General features: G+C 35.6%; 16 protein-coding genes and 1 pseudogene. 15 read left to right on the top strand and 2 right to left on the bottom strand.

What is annotated here, in order from left to right; genetic code table 11:
- Positions 1-4: 4 nt before the first annotated feature.
- Positions 5-1,057: an EcsC family protein gene (locus I7822_RS05570; RefSeq protein ID WP_207975896.1), complete on the top strand. Its 1,053-nt coding sequence runs from the start codon at positions 5-7 to the stop codon at positions 1,055-1,057.
- A gap of 611 nt (positions 1,058-1,668) precedes the next feature.
- Positions 1,669-1,867 (top strand): annotated as a pseudogene (locus I7822_RS05565) (transposase); the annotation flags it as partial.
- A 165-nt stretch (positions 1,868-2,032) separates the two neighbouring features.
- Here the strand turns inward: I7822_RS05565 and I7822_RS05560 are convergent.
- Positions 2,033-2,791: an MIP/aquaporin family protein gene (locus tag I7822_RS05560; RefSeq protein ID WP_207975894.1), complete on the bottom strand. Its 759-nt coding sequence runs from the start codon at positions 2,789-2,791 to the stop codon at positions 2,033-2,035.
- 12 nt (positions 2,792-2,803) lie between these two features.
- On the bottom strand, positions 2,804-4,018 hold the full coding sequence (gene fdhA, locus I7822_RS05555; RefSeq protein ID WP_185653314.1) for a formaldehyde dehydrogenase, glutathione-independent: 1,215 nt from the start codon (positions 4,016-4,018) through the stop codon (positions 2,804-2,806).
- A gap of 458 nt (positions 4,019-4,476) precedes the next feature.
- Here fdhA and I7822_RS05550 point away from each other — a divergent pair, with 458 nt between their 5' ends.
- The 13 genes from I7822_RS05550 (at position 4,477) to I7822_RS05495 (ending at position 22,813) form a co-directional block, all read left to right on the top strand.
- On the top strand, positions 4,477-6,021 hold the full coding sequence (locus I7822_RS05550) for a sigma-54-dependent Fis family transcriptional regulator (RefSeq protein ID WP_307847684.1): 1,545 nt from the start codon (positions 4,477-4,479) through the stop codon (positions 6,019-6,021).
- Positions 6,022-6,449: 428 nt separating this feature from the next.
- Entirely contained in the window at positions 6,450-8,222 is a 1,773-nt protein-coding gene (locus tag I7822_RS05545) for a ribonuclease YeeF family protein (protein WP_207975890.1), read from the top strand.
- Between the two features lie 25 nt (positions 8,223-8,247).
- Complete coding sequence (locus tag I7822_RS05540; protein WP_207975889.1) at positions 8,248-8,724, top strand: hypothetical protein; 477 nt, start codon at positions 8,248-8,250, stop codon at positions 8,722-8,724.
- A 15-nt stretch (positions 8,725-8,739) separates the two neighbouring features.
- Positions 8,740-8,910, top strand: coding sequence for an SMI1/KNR4 family protein (locus tag I7822_RS29755; RefSeq protein ID WP_307847694.1), 171 nt, complete (start codon positions 8,740-8,742; stop codon positions 8,908-8,910).
- A gap of 1,030 nt (positions 8,911-9,940) precedes the next feature.
- A complete protein-coding gene (locus tag I7822_RS05535; protein WP_207975887.1) occupies positions 9,941-10,402 on the top strand; it encodes a YrhA family protein in 462 nt (153 codons plus the stop codon).
- A gap of 556 nt (positions 10,403-10,958) precedes the next feature.
- Positions 10,959-12,524, top strand: a complete 1,566-nt coding sequence (locus I7822_RS05530; RefSeq protein WP_207975885.1) for a hypothetical protein — start codon at positions 10,959-10,961, stop codon at positions 12,522-12,524.
- A 180-nt stretch (positions 12,525-12,704) separates the two neighbouring features.
- Entirely contained in the window at positions 12,705-13,274 is a 570-nt protein-coding gene (locus I7822_RS05525; protein ID WP_207975883.1) for a hypothetical protein, read from the top strand.
- Positions 13,275-13,633: 359 nt separating this feature from the next.
- Positions 13,634-14,062 (top strand): hypothetical protein, encoded by a 429-nt coding sequence (locus I7822_RS05520; protein WP_207975881.1) that lies wholly within the window; start codon positions 13,634-13,636, stop codon positions 14,060-14,062.
- Positions 14,063-14,133: 71 nt separating this feature from the next.
- Positions 14,134-14,391 carry a hypothetical protein gene (locus I7822_RS05515; protein ID WP_207975879.1) on the top strand — a complete coding sequence of 86 codons (258 nt, stop codon included), beginning with the start codon at positions 14,134-14,136 and terminating at the stop codon, positions 14,389-14,391.
- Between the two features lie 402 nt (positions 14,392-14,793).
- Positions 14,794-17,790, top strand: coding sequence for a PD-(D/E)XK nuclease family protein (locus I7822_RS05510; RefSeq protein WP_207975878.1), 2,997 nt, complete (start codon positions 14,794-14,796; stop codon positions 17,788-17,790).
- Positions 17,783-20,989: a UvrD-helicase domain-containing protein gene (locus I7822_RS05505; protein WP_207975876.1), complete on the top strand. Its 3,207-nt coding sequence runs from the start codon at positions 17,783-17,785 to the stop codon at positions 20,987-20,989. The genes I7822_RS05510 and I7822_RS05505 overlap by 8 nt, the downstream gene beginning before the upstream one ends.
- Positions 20,990-21,105: 116 nt before the next feature.
- On the top strand, positions 21,106-22,107 hold the full coding sequence (locus I7822_RS30405; protein WP_207975874.1) for a helix-turn-helix transcriptional regulator: 1,002 nt from the start codon (positions 21,106-21,108) through the stop codon (positions 22,105-22,107).
- A gap of 103 nt (positions 22,108-22,210) precedes the next feature.
- Positions 22,211-22,813, top strand: coding sequence for a hypothetical protein (locus I7822_RS05495; protein ID WP_207975872.1), 603 nt, complete (start codon positions 22,211-22,213; stop codon positions 22,811-22,813).
- The last annotated feature ends 18 nt before the right edge of the window (positions 22,814-22,831 follow it).

Below are 22,831 nucleotides of genomic sequence, written 5' to 3'. Positions count from 1 at the left end.
CATTATGGAAGATGGTATTATAACTTATTTGGATAAAAAGGAAGAAAAATTGTTGGAAATTCTTACGAAGGACTATGAAAAGTTTATTGAACCAGGTCCTATACAAAAACAACTAATTAAGGCTCAAGGAAAAGTATCAGAAATTACACCTGAGAAGTGGAAAACAATTACTGCTGATACCATTAAGAAAGCTAGTGATTTGACAGTCATAAAAAAAGTATTGGAAAAAGCAGGTGATGGTTTTTATGTTGTTCAGGAAAACTCCTCAAGACTGACTTTTAACAAAAGAAAAATAGTAGAATCATTAAATAAGGGACAATTTCATATAGAGGAATATCCTGAAATATGTACGTTAAGGAGTTATCATATAGAGAAGGTTGCCCTAAATAGAAGAAAAGTTATAGATTTACCTTCAGCAATGGTAGGTGGGGGAGCAACAGGTTTCTTTGGTCTAGCGGGTGTACCATTCAACCTTGCCTATACCTTTTTTATATATTTTCGATCTGTACAAGCGATTGGGCTGTACTATGGATATGATATTGTGGATGACCCTAGAGAATTAGAATTTGCGTCGAGTGTAACTGTAACGTGTCTTTCACCACATCTTGATTCAGAAGTGAAAAATTTAGGGTCCATTATTAGTAAAATGATGCTAGCAGCAAATGTATCGTCTTTAAAGGAATCTTTATCAAAACTAACATATACACAGATGGCTCAAAAGGGTGGAGCAGAGCTACTCTATGTACAAATACGTGCAGTTGCCCATGCAGCTGCCAAAAAAGCTCTTAAAGAAGCAGGAAAAGAAGGTTTAGAAGCTGGGGTATTTCAAAAACTTCTAGAACAACTTGGTAAAAAAATGACACAAGAAACTGGTAAAAAGGCTGTTCCTTTTGTTGGAGCAATCATCGGTGCATTGGCTGATACATATACAATGAATAAAATATTATACGGTGCCAATTTAATTTACCATAAACGTTTTTTATTTGAAAAAAGTATTAGGATACAAGCATTAAATGATCAAAAGACTAATCCAAACATTATTGATTATGAGGAATGAAGGAATTTCTCGGATGTAATTATATTTAGTAGAGATTTTATGGAGGACCTTTCCGTGATTTGTTTCAAGGGGGAGTAGATATTGGAGAATAATAATGTACTTGAGAGCAAAATTAATAAATACATAAAAGAAAAATCAGGTAATAGATACATTACTTGGTGAGATAGAATTAAAGTAACGGTTAGGTGAGGGTGGCAATTTGCTAGTTTTTAATGCAGATTGGGGAAGCTGTGAAGTTGGAGTGAAAATCTTAGCAGAAGATTGTTCAAAACATAAATCTAATAGGTACTTAAGATTTATAACTGAAGGAGCACGGGGACGGTTCACGCTCTTCCTTGGAAACCGTTAAGACCGTCCCCATGCTTATTGCATATCAAGAAAGATGACAAAACGGCTCGGAAATTATTACACCCATAGATCGTTAGACTCTAACCAACGGTAACTTTAGATGAAAACGATTTAATTTTAAAAAGATAAAACACTCACAAATGTTGGCATATCAATGTTGGTGAGTGTTTTTTGGTTTGGGAGAAAAAAGCTGAAAAAGTTAGGGTTTTAATGCATTTTACACAATTTTTACACAAGAAAATACCTTAAACACGAAACAAATTCATGAAATTTCTAAGTACCAAAAAACTGAGGAGTTCGTAGAAAAGTATAAAAAAAGAGCTTCTATTGAACGGGAAAATGCGGAGCTCAAAAGGTTATGGTCTATCTCGTGCGAGGGAGTATGGCCTATTAGGTGTGTCTAAGCAATCAAAATTAGCTGTAATAGCAGTCAATATTAAAAGAATTGCAGCTTTAGTATCGTAATAAATAGGAGAAAACTGCAAAGGTTTTCCCCCTTAAGTGATAGCATTCATTAGATTTAAGTTTTGAACTTGAAATTTTGTCCTTAACTAAAATTGACTAATTATAAACGGTACTTTTTCACTAGTCTCGAACCGTCTCACACTTCTCAAACACTTTAACGCTTCACCCTTTAACAGAGTGGGGGTCAGAACCCACCACCTGCTGCTTTGTTGGTGTTAACCCTTTATAAGCAACGGCTCCCCCTATAGCTCCGATAATCGGTCCAATCACATAAACGGGAAACTGTGCCCAGCTAATATTACCACCTGCTAAACTATTAATCACATAGGGACCAAATGTTCGAGCGGGGTTAAACGAAGCTCCAGTTGCCCCAGCTGTTAACATGATAAGTCCTCCTACCGTCAATCCAATCACAAGCCCTGCCCAGTTTCCCGGGGCGTCCGGATCAACAGCAATCCCCATAATCACAAACATAAGTACAAATGCTGCGATCGCTTCCACAACCATCCCTTGTACATAGCCTGTACTTGAACCAAGTGATGTTGCACCTAACCCTCCAAGGTGAAGACCCTCCATTCCAAGAACAGCAACAATCGCCATTGCACCGATGATACCGCCAACGCACTGAGCGATGAGGTACGCGGGAACCTCTTTCCAAGCAAAGTGACCGGTGACTGCTAAACCAATTGTAACGGCAGGATTAATATGACAACCAGAGATTCTTCCAATTGTAAAAATCATCGCCATGACGACAATCGCAAAGGCAACACTTATCACGCCGATATCCGCAAGAGTCGTCGCCGCATTATTACTTGTTGTAATGACCCCATTAAACGCCGCTGTTCCAGCACCAATGAGTACGAGTAAGGCAGTTCCAATACTTTCAGCCACACATCGTTTGAACAGAACTGGGGGTTCCATGACAGACCTCCTCTATTTTACAAGTCCATGAGGGTCAATGACATACTTTCTCGCTGCACCTTGATCAAACTCTTGGTACCCTCTTGGCGCATCTTCTAAAGAAATAACTGTTGCATTTACGGCTTTCGCAATTTGTGCTCTTCCACTTAAAATAGCTGCCATTAAGTCACGGTGGTATTTCATCACAGGTGTTTGCCCGGTTACAAAGGTATGTGCTTTTGCCCAACCAAGGCCAAGACGCACCTTTAATGTCCCGATTCGTGCATCTTCATCAATTCCACCAGGATCCCCTGTTACATAAAGCCCTGGAATACCAAGTCTCCCGCCAGCACGTGTTACGGTCATAATTGAATTAAGTACGGTTGCCGGCGCTTCCCCTGCATTTGCTCCATGTCCTGACGCTTCAAATCCCACGCAGTCAACGGCGCAGTCGACTTCAGGAACCCCTAAAATTTGTTCGATTTGCTCACCAAGATCCGGATATTCACGAAGGTTTACGGTTTCACATCCAAAGCTTTTTGCTTGTTGAAGCCGTTCCCCGTTCAGGTCACCGACAATGACAACAGCCGCACCGAGTAATTGAGCTGAGTGCGCTGCTGCTAACCCAACTGGACCTGCTCCAGCAATATAAACCGTCGAACCTGGTTTGACCCCTGCACTGACTGCACCGTGATAACCTGTTGGAAAAATATCTGAGAGCATTGTTAAATCTTTTATTTTTTCCATTGCCTGATCTTTATCTGGGAATTTTAATAACTGGAAATCAGCATACGGAACCATAACATATTCAGACTGACCTCCGACCCATCCGCCCATATCAACATAGCCATACGCTGAACCCGGACGATCAGGATTTACATTTTCACAAATATGAGTGTCACGCTCTTTACAACTACGACAGCGCCCACAAGCAATATTAAATGGCACAGATACGAGATCGCCTTTTTTAATGAACTCAACATCACTTCCAACTTCAATGACTTCACCTGTAATTTCATGTCCAAGAACAAGTCCGGTTGGAGCTGTCGTTCTTCCGCGCACCATATGTTGATCGCTTCCACAAATGTTCGTTGTGACAACTTTTAAAATCACACCATGGTTACATTTACGACCAACATTCAGTGGATTAACACCTGGGCCATCTCTTAACACTAAATCAGGATAACCTATGTCCTGTATTTCCACCTTACCTGGTTTCATATACGCGACTGCTCTGTTTCCACTCATTTTGCAATTCCCCCTTAAGTTAAATGTTAGGTTGTACACTTTACATATTGCAAGAAGTGTGCCAAGATCCAAACTTTTGTTTTAAGCCCATTTTTATGATGAGTGGTTATTAAACCTGCTTATTTTCTGAACAACAAATGTCCTATTTTAGGACAGTTGTTCATTTAAACTTGGAAATATTTATCCAAGTAGTATAATAGACTTAGAGTAAACGTTACTATTTAAAGGGGGACAAGCAAATGCCACTGGAGAACCTTGTCGAGCGGGTTGATATAATCGACCGTTCTTGGGAGCGCTGTCAACGCTTTGGACTTTCACCCTCCGACCCTATGGATGACTCAATTTTAACTGGTAGTGCCTTACAGGAGGTATTAACTGAAAATCAGTCGATGATTCGGCACGCAACATTAATTTTAGAAAACCTTTATCCTGCCATACACTCCCAAGGACTCGTCACGGTGATTGTAGATCGGAATGGAACCATTATTCACAAAGTAGGCCATTTGGATAGTAATGAGGCAATCGATTATTTGCCAATTGGTTCCAATTGGTCTGAAAAAAGAAAAGGCACCAATGCGATGGGACTCGCCATCTACGAAAAGAAACCAATCATTACGCACGCTGAGCACCATTTCTACGTGAAAAATCACTTTCTTACCTGTGCAGCAAGTCCTATTTATTCTCCAACTGGCGAGTTAATTGGTGCGATTAATATTAGTGCAAAAAAAGAGATGTATCACCCTTTTACGATTTCCTTAACAACGATGATGGCCGAAAGTTTACAGACCCGACTACTTCTTGATCAGACTAAGCAAGAAAAGGTGTTAGCATTAAAAGAACTTGAGCTAACATCAAACTTATCAACCGTTCCGCTTCTTACCCTTGACCGTGAAAATACGATTATTCGTGCCAATCAAACAGCCCGCTTTATCTTAGGAGAAGATTGTATCGGGGATGAGTTTCATGTCGCAAAAGGTTATTCGGTTGAGGTCATCTCTGATCAATCACAAAAAGTATACAGCTCCGTTGTTTCTTTAAGCAAAGTGAACAAGAAGGACGAGACGGCAAAAAAACTATACAGCACCTCAGATATCATTGGCTCTTGTCCCAAAATAGAAAAGGTTCGAAACATAATAACAAAGGCGGCTGTTTTTGATTACCCTGTCATTATTTATGGGAAAAGTGGAACAGGAAAGGAACTTATTGCACAATCATTACATAGCCATGGCTCACGATTCGGGAAACCATTTGTCGCTGTGAATTGTAGCGCGATCCCAGAAAATCTTATCGAAAGTGAATTATTTGGCTACGAAAAGGGGGCATTTACAGGGGCGAATTACAAAGGATCTCCAGGTAAATTTGAAGCAGCAAACGGTGGAACCATCTTTCTCGACGAAATTGGCGATATGTCCTTAAAGGCCCAAGCGGCTTTACTCCGTGTCTTACAAGAAAGTATTGTTACACGAGTCGGCGGTGTCAAAGTCATCAAGATTAACACAAGGGTTATTGCGGCTACAAACAAAAACTTACGTGAAGAAATTAAAGCAGGACGCTTTCGAGAGGACTTGTACTACCGCCTTAAAGGGATTTTCATTACCCTCCCGCCGCTGAAAGACAGAACCGACATCCTTGAATTAACCGAGCATTTCATTAATACATTAGACCATTCATCAGTCTCGTTATCGGATAAAGCAAAGCAAAAAATCCTCGCCTATCATTGGCCAGGAAACATCAGAGAACTTAAAAGTGTCCTCATCCAAGCCTCCTTTTTTGCCGTAGGAAACGAGATTAAGGCGGATGATTTACACTTTGAAGATGTGTATGAACAGCAAACTCAGCAATTGGCAATTGTAGAAAAAAAACCGTCTTCACTCGGACAGACGGAAAAAGAGGCCATCACCCAAGCACTAACATCTGCTGGATGGAATATAAGCAAAGCTGCGAGGATATTGAAGATTAGTCGCAATACGCTGTATCTTAAAATGAGGAAGTATGGGTTATGAACCGTCCCTTTGCTTCCGGAAATTGAAAAATTGATCAATTGGTAAACAAATTGGTTAGAGAAGAGAATATTAAGAAGGAAGTTAGCTTCTAATTCAAAAATATATTTAATCAAGGTATACCGATAATGGTGTACCTTTTTTAATATGATTTCAATAATTTACTTGAAAGGAATTAAACATGTAGTTTTTTAAATTTAATTTTTTTTAATAGAGGATGAATTTCTAAGTTACTTCACAAAATAGGAATTTTGTATGGTAGGAAATACATTTCTTAGGTGAATATTCCTGTTTTCGTTAATAAAATTGTTTAATTTATGTACTAAATTTACAATCTATGATATTGGTAAATAGTAGAAAAAATGTATCCTACTATTTATTACATAAAAATGTTTCTATACTTCATTGGTGCATCTAAGGAAGTAGAGAACATGGAGGTGAAGAATACAATTGTGAAGGTACTAGATTCAAGAACATTTATACATACAATGGAAGTTAGACTACAAGAATATAATCTTTTAAGACAGCAGCTTGATCAGGTAAAAAGGAAATGCAATGACATCGTCAATTTAGATGAACAGTTCCAAGGCAAGGGAGCTGATGCCATCAAGGGATTTTACCAAGGACAAATCGATGTGGTAGAAGCCTGGCTTCGTCTTATAGATCGACACATTGCTTTTTTAAAAGGGATTCAAGGAAGTACAGACGAGAAGGATCTATCGGGGAATACAGTTATCCACCTTCCATTTCTTGAGAATGAACTGGTACATCACATAAGAAACCAAAAGGAAATGGTCGCAAGCCAGCAGGATGAGCTGCAAAGGATTTTCAACCGGATTGATGACCTCATACCCCTTAATGCCTTTTCAACAAATAGCTTTGAGGACCATATTGAAAAAGCAGATAAAGACAGAAAAGACACCATTGATGCTGTTAATCAGCTTGATCAAGATTTAACATCAGAATACAAGTTATCAGAAGGTGAAGAGCAATACGTCATCACTCTTTTTCAGCAATTAATTGAAGCATCTCGTCAAGGTAATACGATCTCACCGATTCATTTCAATTCAGCAGCATATAAAGCAAGTGATGTGTATCAATTAAAAGCGCAAGCTGAACGACAAACAATCAATTATCTAGCATACAAAAAGAACCAAGAAGAGGTCCGAAAACAACAAGCAGAAATAGAAGCTGAGATCGAAGCTAGAGAAAGGGAAAAAGCAGAATTTGCAAAATTAAACCCGATTGAAAAAACGATACATAGCTTCAAAGAAATTAGAAACGACTTTTGGGATGGCCTAGAAGCTCGGAACGAAAAGAAATTTGATTCAGTATACGACTTTGGAAATTACCTAACTATAGGATCTTTCGACACAGCTAAATCTATGTATCAAGGGATGGAAGACAGAGCCCATGTCGCGATGAATTCCCCCTATGACTTTGTGAATTACATAAGCATGGGAACTCTTGACCTAGGAAATGGAGCGATAAACCCAGAAGAAAGCTTTTCAAAAGAGCACTGGTTGAGTAGTATAGGGTTAGCTAGTATTCTAGCAGGTGGAGCGAAGCCGATTGTTCGTGGACCTAAAACCCCGAGTTTACAAGATAGGAATCTTGTACTTGAGAAGACAGTTGATAAAGCACATGAACTAACTACGACGAAGACAAAAACATATGTGAATTATGTTATTGGTGAGGTAAGAGGTGGCATTCACGTATTGTTGAATGAAATGAATGATAGTAACAAATTGGCTTATAGTTTAAATGGTGCAGGCTTAAAGATCCCGTTTAATGTGTTCGATACTGAAGCGGTTAAGAAGGTCTTGGATAGGGTTTTGTCGAAGTTTTCTTTTAGTGGTGTTGATAAGGGGATAGAAAAAGGCAAAAATATTAAGGACTATAAAAAGACATTCTTTAATGAATATCCTGACCTTAAAGGGAGTGTCGTAGTTCATCATGCTATAGAGCAACAAATTTTAAAAAGACACCCAGAGTTATTCTCACTTGAGGAAATTCATGCTTTAGAAAATCTGAGAGGGATACCAAAAGAAATAAACAGTGATATACATTTATCCAAAATAAGAAGAGATTGGAATAGATTTTATAGAAATAACCAAAATCCTACAAAAGAAGAAGTAATATATTATATGATTGAGTTAGATAAGAAATATGGTGATAATTTTAATCCACCAGTGAAAAGGTAAGTTTGTAGTAGGGAGGAAGTAACTAATGAAATTATATTTTTTAGAACCTGAAGTATCAGGTGGTCATGGTGAACATACCATTTATGGAACAGAAGAAGATATTGCAATAGAGGGTATATCAGGAAAGGTAAAATACTTACACTATGAGTTTGAAGGGTGGCTAGGAGATGACCTTTTAGAGTCAACACCAGCCTTTATTGTGTCAAGTAATCTTGGAACAGAGTTAGAGAATAGTGATTTTAGTGATTACAAATTAGAAAAGTGTTTGATTACAACGTCTGATGATTTTAAAGAAATGTATCCAAATAAAAATATTCCTGAATTCAGTAGATTTATTCCACTTGGTAAAATTGAAGTAGAAGGAGATAACTTCAAAAATTGGTCAGGAAATCATTTTTGCTTATCTCCAAAAGGTGAGTTAGTTGTAACTCAAGATGCATTGGATTTTTTTAAAAGAGTTTCAATAGATAATTGTTTTATTACAACCCTAACACAGGCTTAGTTTTTAACCTTAGGGATAATAACTGAACTGCCCCACAGAAATGAGTTTGTTTACTGCTTAAACACAGTAGGGGATTCTAATGTTGTTCGGTGGGATGATATAAGCAAAAGAGAAGTAACTAGATATACAACTTTTGATGAATATTTACAAGATAGCTTTCAAGAGGCAATTGATAACTTGGATTAACGAATCAAATACTCATGTAGGTCTTAACAGCATGGGGTCGTATAACAATATGTTGTTATGAAAATAAGTATGATAATTAGGTGAGATGACATTTTTAACATACGAAGTACTATTATTGGTAACAAGCCAATAACTTACGAAATTAAACAGGCTTGTTAGAAATTGAAAAGATGGGCTTACAAGAAATGTTGGCCCACCTTTCGTCTGTTCAAATTGAAACCAAAAGGAAATGTTGTCTGGTAAAACAACAGTAAATAATAATGAACTATTAGTGCAATCTGGTAAGTTAAATTCTCTATAACCCTTGATTGGTAATATGCCTTTCAAGGGTTTTTATGTTTTAAACTTTGGTAATAAACAAACATACAAGAAGGGTTAAGTGACGTTTAATAAAACAACTACTTGATTTATATTTGCACACGAGAAGTAAGAGTAAATAAAAAGAATAAGGATTTTGGAGTGGGATTAAACAAAAAATAGTATGTTTGAGAATCGAGAACTCATGAGCTAGAATTCTAGCAAGTGGAGCAAAGCCAATTGTTCGTGCGCTAAAAACACCGATTATACAGAATCGGAACTTGGTTCTTGACAAGTCCTTTGATAAAGCTCATGTACTAACTATTGAGACAAAAGATCATGTTAATTTTGTCATTGTATGCAGTTATAAGTAAATAGTGTTGAACGAAGTATTTCTAGACGAGTATAACAGAAAAATGATATTAGATAGATTGAGACTATATTTTGAATATCTTAGAAAAGCTAGTTTAGGTGAAGATGATATTGCTAGAATGAAAGATGGATCTAACCCTAAGGATGGCAAGTGCATTATAATTTACCTTTAGATGATGGTGGTACAAACGATTTCACTAACTTGGTATTGATAAAGAATGACCCTTATCATAAAGCGGTTACCAATGAACAAAACTCTCTAACAAAAGATTAGCCTCTAGACAAAGTAAAATATTAATTGGCCAATATTTGAGGATGAGGTTTACCCACCAAAACCTCTAAAAAGAAGGGAAGAGTAGATATGTCCCAGTGGAAAGACTTTTTGATAGAAATAGAAAAAATTGAAGCGAAATATGGAAGTTTGCTTAGAAATCCAGCATTAGATACGGAACTTATAAAAATGAAGCATACTATTCAACAGAAATTAGGAAATATTGTATTACCTGAGTCATATATTGAATTTCTAAAAAAAGTAAATGGATTAGACTTTAATGGATTAGTTATCTACGGTGTTGATGAAGTTCTACTTGATAAGGAAGTAGATGAAGACATCCATGGGTTTATCGAGACAAACGAGCTTTGGAATGAAAATGATTGGCAAAAGCAATATATATTTTTTGGGGACTCTGATACAGCATGGTATAGTTATGACTTAAAAGATGGTGTATATGTAGAACTTGATAAACCCTCAGGAACCTTAATTCAGTTATTTGATAGCTTCGACTCAATGTTGAGTGATGCACTAGAAACAACCCTTTTGTAATGAAAAAGTATTTGAAGGCATTACAGGAAGAAACCGGGCAATATATAATATTAAACATAAGTTTCGACACTGACAATCCGTATCATTAAGTAAAAACGAGTTAAATTAAGAAACGATTACACACACATTTGATTTTATCAATGTTTGTGTGTTTTTTTTATTTTGTAGGGAAAAGGATGAAAAAGGTGGGCTTTGAAATCATTTTACACATTTTTTACACAAGAACTTCCCTTAAATTCTTTATTAATAATGGTTTTGTATGTGTTCATATTTAGACTTGAAGAGTAAAACACATTTTACGGTTACGTATTATTAACTATTGATATTTGATAAGCAAATAAGCTAGATTGTGTAGTAACTTTTATTACGTAGTAGACTAAATCCTGCGCAGCAATTTTTTTGGAGAGAGGCGCGGGTTTTATTGGTTTGAATATAAAGTTGTTAGGGGAAAGTGGATTGAAATAGAGGTTAGACCTTACTAGATTTATTAAATATGTTTTTCTGATTTCAAATATTTGGTATAATTTCAAAAGGTGGGAAGGAAGTGAAATAATTAATGCTAAGAGATTTAGAAGAACTTGTGTTATCAATTAAGAAACAACATATTAAAGATTTTATGACAGAGGCATTAAACTGTTATAATGTTGGATCATATAGAGCGGCAATTATATTATCTACCATAGCTGGAATGCATGACTTACGTGAAAAGATCAAGGATCTCTCTAGTTCAATAAGAGAAGTTCGAGATTTGGATGACGAAATTGAGAGAAGAATTAGCAATGAAGAAAACTATGAGAACTATATGGTCGAACAAGCTGCAAGTAAATTAATATTATCCCCTTCTGAATTGGAATCAATTAAGTCCTATATGAATCTTAGGAACCGATCCGCACACCCCAATGAGTTTGTCGCAACAGCAGAAGAGGCTAGGATGGTGTTCTCAGGCTTTTTTGATAACATTATATCTAAACCGTCACTATTAGGGCCAGCTTATATACGGATTATAGTGGATCGACTTGATAATGAACGATTATTTCCTGATTATGAAAGAGAAAATGTTAAAATTGTAGTTCAAGAAGAGATTAATACTCTACATAAAAACACGATCACACCGTTAGCTAAAAAACTGTTAAATGTCATAGAAAATGAATCTTTATACGGATCTACTAGATGGAAAAACGCAGCATATTTTTTTGCGGGGTTACTTAACAAAATAGAAAATGAAGAACTGTTAGAAAGCATATCAAATAAACTAAGTCGAATAATAGAACATAAACAGTTATTTGATAGTGTACTAATTTTTTGTTGGTTTTCCCCAAACTTAGTTAATTACTTAAACCCAACGGATCGGCAACGTTTTTTAGCTCACTTAAAATCTTTAATTACCTCAGATTTAAACTTGAAAAATGTAAAGATATTACATCAGCTATATACTGAAGAGGGCTTAACAGAAGATGAAATAAGTGTATTATTAGAAATCTTCACTGAAAAAATAACGAAATCTAGAAAGGTAATATCAGATAGTACTGATCGTTCGTCAGTAGCTGAACTAAAAAAGTGGGTTGGAAAAGTTAAGGTAATGAACATCTTACAAATTGATAATGCCTTTTTTGACACACTCATAAGGTTAATTAAAGATAATGATTACAATGTAGTAAATGAGGCAATACTATTATTTAATGATCTTGAAAAAGAACTGTTAGATAGAATGAATGCTAATCAATTATTCGAACTTTTTCTTTCCATCATCAGACAGTCACATGGACCAGGAAGAGGAGCTGATGAGGCCAGAAAGTTATGGGAAGGAATGTTTTCGGAATATAGGAGTTATCTAGATAGTTTTATTGAATACATAACTAAAGATTATTTGAAATATAAAGAGTTTATAGATAAGCTTGCTTTTGGGGAATTATATGTATTAGAAATGCTTGATAAGATAAACAAACATGAATTAATAAAAAATATAGTCGAGTTGCTTAAAGAAGAGTATAGTAATACTCCTAGCGAACTAGATACAGAGTTAAGTTATCTTAATCGACTAATGAAAAAAGAGAATGAAGAAGGATGGAAAGAAGTTATTAAAGAAATAGATGATTTTTTAATAGAATTAAACGTTAGTTAAATATCAGAATTATATTTTCACTTATGTTTGGCTGGTAATTAGTGAACTAAGAGAGGACCAGAAGAGATACTCTGGTCTTTTTTCTTTGAGAAAATTGAATAAAATGATTAAAAAACTATACTTTAATTAGGAAGTCAAAATACAAAAACAGACTTTAAAGAAAAAAAGGAGCATTCAATTATGGCGATAATCCCCAGTAAGATAGAGGTAGAAGAAGTATCAAACATATTACTTGAAGAACTTAATGTTTTCCATTCCTCAATTAAAGAAAGATTGGGGATAGACGATATAACATACTCTTTGGAAATTGGTACATTTAAAGTATGTAATGGTTATCCTGAAGAAAATACTTTAGCGAGTAGTGTACCAAATTCTGAAGGTACAGGTGTGGAGAAAATTATATTTTTTTCGGCTAGTATTACGGATAAAATCAATAGATATTATTCGAAGATTTATAATAAACAACCAGCTTTTATGGAAGCTGCAAAAATATTAATCCGGTTTGCCATTATTCATGAATTAGTACACATAAAACAATTCAAGAATGGACTTACATTCGAACAATACAAGCAAATTGATTATACTGAAAACCCTTGGGAAAGAGAGGCAAATGAGGTAGCTTCAGAAATTATAAGTGAAACAGGAAGCTTTGGGACTGAGATAATTAATGTGTTAAGGGAGAACACCGTAATAAGTAGTGACAATCTTAATTATATTATAGGTCTTCTTGACGACAATGAAAATAATTAAAGTAAAGTAGCAACCACATTTTCTAATTAACTATGTTATATAAAAAATAGATTGTACTTAGATTAAGAGTACTATGTGTAATAAGAAGACTAATAAGTAAATTACTCAATGCTGCGCAGTACAACGATACTTGTAATTATAAAATCATTTTGCGATCACTCTTTTAGGGTGATCTTTTTTCGTATAAGACTCTTTCTGTGCAATAAGAGTCTGTTTGTTAAACCACCTGTTATCGTAAACAGCTTGTTATGGATGGAAGATGTCATGATATAATTTTATTATTAAAAGACTCAAATGAATGGCTTGATCAGAAAATAAAAAAATATATACAATAAATGTAAAATAAAAGGATGATAATATTGCAAGCGGCAAATTATGAACAACTATTTTTACAAGCGGTATCAAATAAAATTAACTCTGAAACAGATTATACAGCAAGTTATGGTGGTAGTAGGGACTACTTTGTGGGGTATCAATTTTTAAAAATGAATTGGAGATTTGTCTTTGTTTATAAAAAACATCACCATGCAGAACTATTTATTGAATCCTATCAAAAGGAATTTGCAGATAAAATACAATCTGTTTTTGATTTGTATAAAGACAATATTGAATTACTCGTCGGCCATAAATTGCACTTAGTTCCGGGTTCGAGAAATCCATTTTTACTTCGACTAATGATTAGACTAGATTATCAAGATTCTGAACTCACACTAGATGAAAGAGTTCAAGAATATGTAGATATATTCAAAAAGTTTAAAAGTTCTCTTGAATTAATTTTTATTAAATAAAAGCATAAAAGATTTCTAATTCGTTAAGAGTGAATTTCACTAGAATCAAAAAGCGACGTAGGGGTGAAGTGATGAAACCGTTTTTTAAATCAGCAGCAGCTTTTACTTTTAGAATACTAGCAGAGATTTTAGACGAGAGTGAGAGTAAATTATTTAGTATTAAATGTTTAAAATGCGAACATATTAGTGAATTAGAAAATAGATTTTTCAAAGGAAGTGGGGATATAGCAGTTGATACTAACGAAGACGCACTTGTTAATGCTGAGAAAAACTTTGTATCAATTGAATGCAAAAAATGTGGAAATAAAATATTCAGCTCAGAATATTAATGCACAGTACAAGGATACTGTTCAAGATTAGGATATTCTAAAAATCAGGCGCTTTAATTGAATTAGTCTTAAAAGCTAAAGGCTCAGAGCAAGTACTCTGAAAAAAACAAACTAAGGCACAACTAGTATTCATCCACTAGTTGTGCCTTTATGCGTGCAAACCTTCCGATTGACCCTTGTTAGAACCGTCCCTTTGTTTTCTGTCCCCTTGCCCCCGACAAAAGGGTGTGTCAAAAGTGGTACACCCTTTTGTTTATACTAAATTCAGGAATAAAAACCTAAGAAATAACATAAAATTCGAATTCTAATAAAATGATAGATCATTTATCATGAGACAAACCTACCATAAAGGGATGGAAAAAGTGTAAAATAATAGGGTAACTTGTAAAAGGAGGAAACAGAATGAAATCACTGATGAAAGAATTAGTTAACATCAATACGAATTTTCCTTATCAAGAAAAAATAATTCTTGTTGATTCTTATACAGTAGGTTCACAAATTTTAGAGGCATTTACCGATCACGGAAAAAAGGCTATTAATTTAACTTATAAAACAGTAAACAATCTCGCCGAGGAGTTTATCGAACTTCACCATCCTGACCAAAAAGAAGTAGTGAATGAAACGATCGGATCTCAATTCGTGTACACCATTCTTTCTCAATTAAAAGATAATCATGCATTAACCTATTTTGGAAATATGGAAATAACAGCATCATTTAGTCGAGCTATGTATCAAATTCTGCATACACTTCGAATGGCAGGATATACAGGTGCCACTATAAACACCGATGATTTTTTAACAGAAGATAAAGGGGTAGATATAAAACTAATCTTATCTCAATATGAAGAAATGTTACTTGCGTATCGAATGACAGATCATGCTGAAAATCTTCGTCTTGCAAAACAATATGCAACCGAAAACGCAAATCCTATTTATATTCTTCAATCGAATTTATCGTTATCTCATTTAGAAGAAGAATTTCTCTATAAGATATTACTCGAACAAACATATAAATTGCCTTTACAGCAAGTATTTGGAGTGAAAATTCCAGAAAGGTCAAATCTTCAGTCCATTATGTGGGGAGAACCTACCTCATTAAGCTATCTTTATGACTTAGATCACAAAGCAGATACAGAACATGTCACTCTTTTTACAGCTAAAACCGAGGAAGTAGAAATAAAGCACATTCTCTATAAAATAAAAGAATCCCAAGCTAAACTGGACAAGCATGTTGTCTATTACACGAATCATGAACCATATGTGACACATTTTTATCATTTATCACAAAAAGCAGAACTTCCAATCACATTTGGCGAAGGTTTACCAGTATTAACGACTCGTCCAGGACGACTAATAGCAGGAATCATACAGTGGATATCATCTAACTATAGTGTCAATGCGTTTCTCGATTTCATTCATGAAGGACTGATACACCTAGAGGAAGGGATGCCATCAGGTGTAAAAATGACGAGAATTCTCCGCGAGGCAAGTATTGATTGGGACAAAAAACGCTACATAAGCCAATTGACGGAAGAAATAAATCGCCTCGAAATGAAACGAAGTGAAGCAACAGATGAGAAAAAAGCAGATTATTATCAAGAAAAAATGAATCAATTGATCGTCTTGCAAAAATGGTTCACAGCATTGCTCAAAAAAATGCCCGATTTTAAAGATGAGCTCAATTATCGGGACTGTTTACAAGGAATTGCCCATGTGCTTACCAACTATTGCCGAACATCTTCTGTCGCTGATTCAGTTGCTAAAACAGAACTGCTGGAGGAAATTCAAAAACTATTACCATATTGTGATGAAACCTTGTCACGATACCAAGTTCTTGAGAAGATGAAGGATTTATTACTTAGTTTAAATGTCCTAAAGTCAAGTGCTAAGCCAGGGCATCTGCATGTTACATCGTACGACCATGGAATTTACGAAACTCGCGATTTCGTTTACATAGTTGGCCTTGATAGTCGTAAATTTCCTGGTGGAGTAAACGAAAATCCATTACTTCTTGATACGGAGAGGAATCGTTTAGGAAACGGCTTGAACGTTAACGAACATAAAAGTCAGGAAAAACATTATAATCTCGTTCAAATGCTTGCTCAACATGAGGGAAATGTATCACTTAGCTATTGTAATTTTGCTGTTAACGAAAATCGAGTGGTCCATCCCGCACATGTTTTTTTACAATCATACCGAATGACAAGTGGCCATCACGAAGCAGATTTTAAAGATTTAACGAAACTTCCATCTTCCTATGTAACCGAAGAGCTTTTTAATGAGCAAGATTATTGGGCGCAAAAAGTCGTAACTGATGAAAAAGTGAAGTTGCAAGGTGATATTTTATCACAATTTAAACACTTAGAATCAGGATTGAAAGCTATGAACGCACGAAATGAAGCGATATTTACTGAATTTGATGGGGAAATTGACATTGAACAAGTTATGTATGATCCGCGTCTAAATAAAGAACGTTCTATGACAGCAGGTCGATTAGAAACACTTGCAAAATGCCCTTATTCCTATTTTTTAAGTGAAGTGTTAGGCGTTCGACCGCTCGAAGATACAACCTTTAACCCTAATAAATGGATGGATGCAGCAACCCGTGGTAGCTTACTACATAGCATTTTTGAAACGTATTATAAATCATTGCAAACAGCTGAAGAAAAGCCATCATTTGTTCATCATGAAGAAAAAATCTTGACGATTGCAAAAGGACTCATCCAAGAACAGCGTGAAATCACTCCACCACCGAATGAAAGAGTGTACGAGCTTGAGGTAGCTGACATTTTTGAGTGCTGCAGGATCTTTTTGAAGGAAGAAGAGCAACATTGTGAAACGTACAAACCTCTGCATTTCGAATACACATTTGGTGTTGGTGAAATAGATGCGGCTGAAATTACGTTACCATCTGGTCAGAGCATGAAGATTGCCGGTAAAATTGACCGTGTCGATGAAACAAGCTCTGGTACATATCATATTGTCGATTATAAAACAGGAAGCACGTACGGCTATAGCATGAACGGTATGTTTAAAGGTGGTCGACAGCTTCAGCATTTTATTTATGCGTTAGCGATTGAACAGCATCTCCAGCTGGAAACAGGTGCAGTTGAGGAAAGTTCTTACTATTTTCCAACGGTTAAGGGACTAGCTCAACGTTTTGTACGTAAACAAGATGACAGAGTACGAACTCAAGGATTAACTCTACTAGAAAATTTAATTGAGTTAGTATCACAAGGTATTTTCACAATGACAGATGATGAAAATGACTGCAAATTTTGTGACTTTAAATCTGTTTGTCAAAGACATTTCTATGACAAAGAAACACTAAGTGCTAAGCAAAGTGATAAAACATATGAACCTTTACGTCAATTTTTGGGGGTACGCGCACATGTCTAATAACGTAATTGATCAGAATGCTCGGGATAAAATTAAACATGAGCTGAATACAAACTTTCTTGTCGAGGCAGGAGCTGGTTCAGGAAAGACAACAAGTCTTGTTGAACGAATGGTGCAGCTCATTTTTACGGATACATGTAAAATCGAACATATTGTCGCGATAACATTCACGCGAAAAGCAGCAGATGAGTTAAAAATGCGCTTTCAATCAAAGCTTGAAGCTGTTTGGAAAATCGAGAAAGATGAAGTCCTTAAAGAACGACTAGAAGCAGCACTACAGAATATCGATCGGTGTTTTTTAGGAACGGTTCATTCCTTCTGTGCAAAGCTATTACGCGAACGACCAATCGAAGCTTCCTTAGACCTTTCATTCAAAGAGCTGGAAGATACTGATGATTTACATTTACTAGAAGAGGCTTGGCAGTTATTTCTTCAAAAAGCTCAAACAGACCAATCTCCGTTACTGGCTGAAATAAACGAACTTGGTATAAAAGTGGATGACTTATACGAGAGTCTCTATCAAATGAGACAGTATACAGATGTGGATTGGGTGTCAGAAGAAACAGAAAAACCTGATTTACATTCTGCTTATCTTTCGTTAATGAATTTAGTAAAAGAGGCGATCCGATCAGTACCTGAAGAAGAACCGTCTAATGGCTATGATACATTACAGAAAATCATCATACTCGCCTTACAAAAGCAGCGTTTTATTGATTCTTCAAAAGATCGTGACATCATTTCACAATTTGAACTATTTAATAAAAAGCTAAATGTAACACTTAATCGTTGGCATTCGAAAGAAGATGCGAAATTTTATAAAGAAAAACTAACAGATTTTGTAGAAACAACTATTTCACCTCTTTTACAACAATGGAAAGAGTATTGTCATCCCAAAGTAGTATCGTTTTTACAAGAGGCTATCAACGTTTATACTAACTTGAAAAAGGAAAGATCTTTATTAAATTTTCAAGATTTGTTAATACATACAACAAAACTATTAAAAGAAAACGCAGAAGTAAGGGGTTATTTTCAAGAAAAATATACCCATCTTTTAGTAGATGAATTTCAAGACACAGATCCCATTCAAGCGGAAATGATGTTTTATTTAACAAGTACAGAGTTAGAGGAAAAAGTATGGACAAAATGTACACCTAAAAAAGGGTCATTGTTCGTCGTGGGCGATCCTAAGCAGGCGATTTATCGTTTCCGTCGTGCCGATATTGATACATACAATCGAGTGAAGCAGTTAATAGAAGAACATAACGGTGAAATATTGCAATTAACGATGAATTTTCGAACGGTAGACTCTGTAACGAATAAATTGAACGGTGTATTTGTTCAGCACTTACCTGAACAAGAAACCGTTTATCAAGCAGGATACCGCCCGTTGAATTCGTTTCACGAAGATGAGGGCAAAGGGCTATCAGGTATTAAATCGTTAACAGTTTCAGCTGAATTCTCGAAGAAAGATGAAGTCATTGAAGAAGATGCTCGTAACATCACCCAAGCAATCGCGTCATTACTTCAACAAGGATATAACCCTAGAGATTTCATGGTGTTAACACGATACAATGACGGAATTGCGACATATGCACAAACACTCGAAGACAAAGGAATATCCGTAAGCATTAGTGGTGAGGTCATCATTGGAGAAACTAGAGAGTTTCAAGAACTCAGTATCTTACTACAAACCTTCATTGATCCAACGGATAAAGTTGCTCTTGTCGCAACTTTACGTGGAATCTTCTTTGGATTTAGTGACAATGAATTATATCAATGGAAAAAAGCTGGTGGAGTTTTCTCTATTTATAGTGAGGTACCTGAACCCTTATCAGAAACAATAAAGGAAAAGTTTACAGGTGCCTTAGCCAAGTTATCAACTTATCAAAAATGGGTTCGTACTTTTTCACCAACAATAGCTATCGAAAAAATAATTGAAGATGCTGGATTTTATCCATTGTTAATTGAAAATGGTCGAAATAAACGTGCGTACAGAAGTTTAGTTCAAGTGATTGAACATATTCGTCATCATGAATCAGCAGGGACATCAACATATAAACAAGTATGTCAGCTTCTAATTGAAAGCATTCATAAAAAAACAACAGTACTTAATATCGAAGAAGATGCTGATAGTGTAAGAGTCATGAATGTCCATAAAGCAAAAGGGTTGGAAGCTCCGATCGTGTTTTTAGCACATCCGGCAAAACTCGTTTCACCAGAATCGTTTTTATCGCAACATATTAAACGCGAAGATGATGTATCGAAAGGTTATTTTTCGTTTACTATTCGCAATGGCTTTCAAACAAAGGAGCTTGCTTTACCAAACAATTGGGATACCTTAAAACAAGAGGAACTGCTCTATTTAGTTGAAGAAGAGCTTCGCATTCTTTATGTGGCAGCAACACGTGCTGAAAAAGCAATAATTATTAGTTCAAGTGCTAAAAATGACAAGAAAAATCCTTGGCATACATTATTTGAAATAAGCAATATTGAGGAATTTGTGAGTCATGAAGAGATGGTCGAAAATCAAAAAGACGAAATAACAGAAATTACGTTACAAGAATACCAAGCGAAAACAGTGGCCATGTCAAGATGGCTTGAACATCGTAAACAAAAAACATTTGACTATTGGTCACCAACGAAAGACAAAGACTATTCAAACGTTGTTTCAATCGAAAGAGTGGCTGGAGGAGGGAAGGACTGGGGAACCATTGTCCATCATGTTCTTGAAAAAGTAGTCAAAGGTCATGACGTAACAAATTATATATCCTCTTTATTACAAACGTATAAAGTACCAGCTGAAAAAGGAGAGGAAATACAACAAATCATAGACGTTTTTAAACGCTCTCCAATCTGGGCTGACTTACAAATCGCTGAAAATGTACTGGCAGAGGTTCCTTTCTTGCTTCAAGTGGAATGTGAAAACCCGTTATACAAGCTTATTCAATTACCACATGCAGAAAAGCATCCTTATAAAGTCAAAGGAGTCATTGACCTTATCTATAAGATAAATGGAGAATGGGTCATCGTTGACTACAAAACAGACAATCCAGTCGAACAAGCAGACTTCACTCAGTTGCGGAACTACTACCGTGATCAGCTCTTATTTTATAAAAATGCCTGGGAAGAGATGACAGGTGAAAAAGTGAAACATATTGAACTTTTCTTTATTAATGAGCAGCTGAAATCAGCGTTATAAAAAGTGTGTACCTGTTGTCTGCAGGTACACATTTGAATAATTTGTATGGAACATTTAATCAGCATGTAAGGATTTCCTTATCGAAAATAATTAGTAAATTTATGGAGTGATAGTGTGTGAGTGAAGCAAAAACAGGCAGGAGATTACTAGCCTTAAAAGAAATCTTTCTTCGTGATACAGACGAAAACAACCAATTATCCATTAAAGAATTAGTTGAAAAGCTAAAAATAGAAATACCAGAATGCACAGCTGATGGGAAAACAGTAAAAAGATATATCCAAACATTGCGAGCAACCGGCTTTGACATCATCGAAAACGTCGAAAAATATGGTGAAATATTTTATAGTCATCAAGAGCGCTTATTTGAAAGCTACCAACTTCGATTGCTTATTGACCCGATTTTATCAGCACGTTTTATTACAGAAGAAGAGAAAAAGAATATAGTAAAGAATGTGAAGAAATTAACAAGTAAGCATATGTCCAAAACACTCCCAGACCCGATTGTGTACCAGCAATCCATTAACCAGGACTACCAATTAATTAAACTACATATTGATAAAATTCATGAAGCCATTTCTGAAAACAAAATGATTACGTTTCAATATGGTGACTTTGATATACATAAACAATTTCTACTGCGTCATAACGCTAAAAACTATCATATTAAACCCTTTGCATTAATTTGGGAGTCGGATTTTTATTATTTAATCGGTGAAGATATCGATCAAAGTGCTGAAAGTAACCCTCGAAATTACCGACTGGATCGAATGCGGAACGTCATCATTACCGAAAATCGCTTTGTTAAAAAACAGCAAGACATTAGCACATATGTCCATAATTCTTTTCACATGTTCGGTGGAGAAGATCAATGGATTACCTTACAATTCACTTTGAATCAAGCGGTCTTAAATGGTGTTATCGATAAATTTGGAATCGATGCCGATATCCGAAAAGCTGATAACAGCACATTCATTTTAAAGGCAAAAGCAAAACAAAGCATCGGATTAAAAGGCTGGATTCTTGGCTGGGGAAGCTATGTGAAAGTATTATCACCACCACAATTAGTGGAAGAAATAAATCAAGAAATTGAGAAAATGGCTGCAGCGTATAAAGAGTAGGGTGTGTCAAAAATGGTATAGCCTGTTGTTTATAATAAGGTAACTTACAAATGCACATTTGAAATTTCGATCAACAATAGGACCAACTAGGAGGTAGAAAATATTGTTTAATATTGAATACATATTAGAAACACTATCTAGAAAAAGACCACTTTTCAGATCGGAAAAAGACTTTCAAGAATCACTTTTACAGATCATGCGAAGCATGGATATGAAGTGTGAAGCAAACAGTATAATAAATGGGACAAAAGTAGATCTTTGGATTGAAGACGGGGACAAAGAGATTTTAATCCAACTAAAACATAAAACTAAAAAACTATCTGTTCATATTGACGGTTCCCAATTTGATTTGAAAAATCACGGAGCTCAAGATCAAGGTAGATATGACTTTCTAAAAGACGTTAAGAGTTTGGAACCCCTATGTATAGACAAAAACCATCGAACTGGATTTTCGATTCTATTAACCAATGATCATCGTTACTGGGAAAAGCCAATAAAACATGACTCTGTAGACAAGGATTTTCAGTTATACGATGGAAGAAAAGTTGCTGGAATTCTTCAGTGGAAAGAAGAGGCATCAAATGGGACAAAATCAGGCCGGGAAAACGAAATTGAATTAAAAGGTACATACGAATTAAGGTGGAAGAACTATTCGAAGTTTCCAACACAGGACAGTGGATTCCGCTACTTAAGAATTGATGTATAAGGATAAACCAATGATTAC

Origin of the sequence: Metabacillus bambusae, from assembly GCF_017497975.1 — a bacterium.
In the GTDB taxonomy this organism is placed as follows: domain Bacteria; phylum Bacillota; class Bacilli; order Bacillales; family Bacillaceae; genus Metabacillus; species Metabacillus bambusae.
This window is presented reverse-complemented; position numbering and strand designations above follow the sequence as displayed.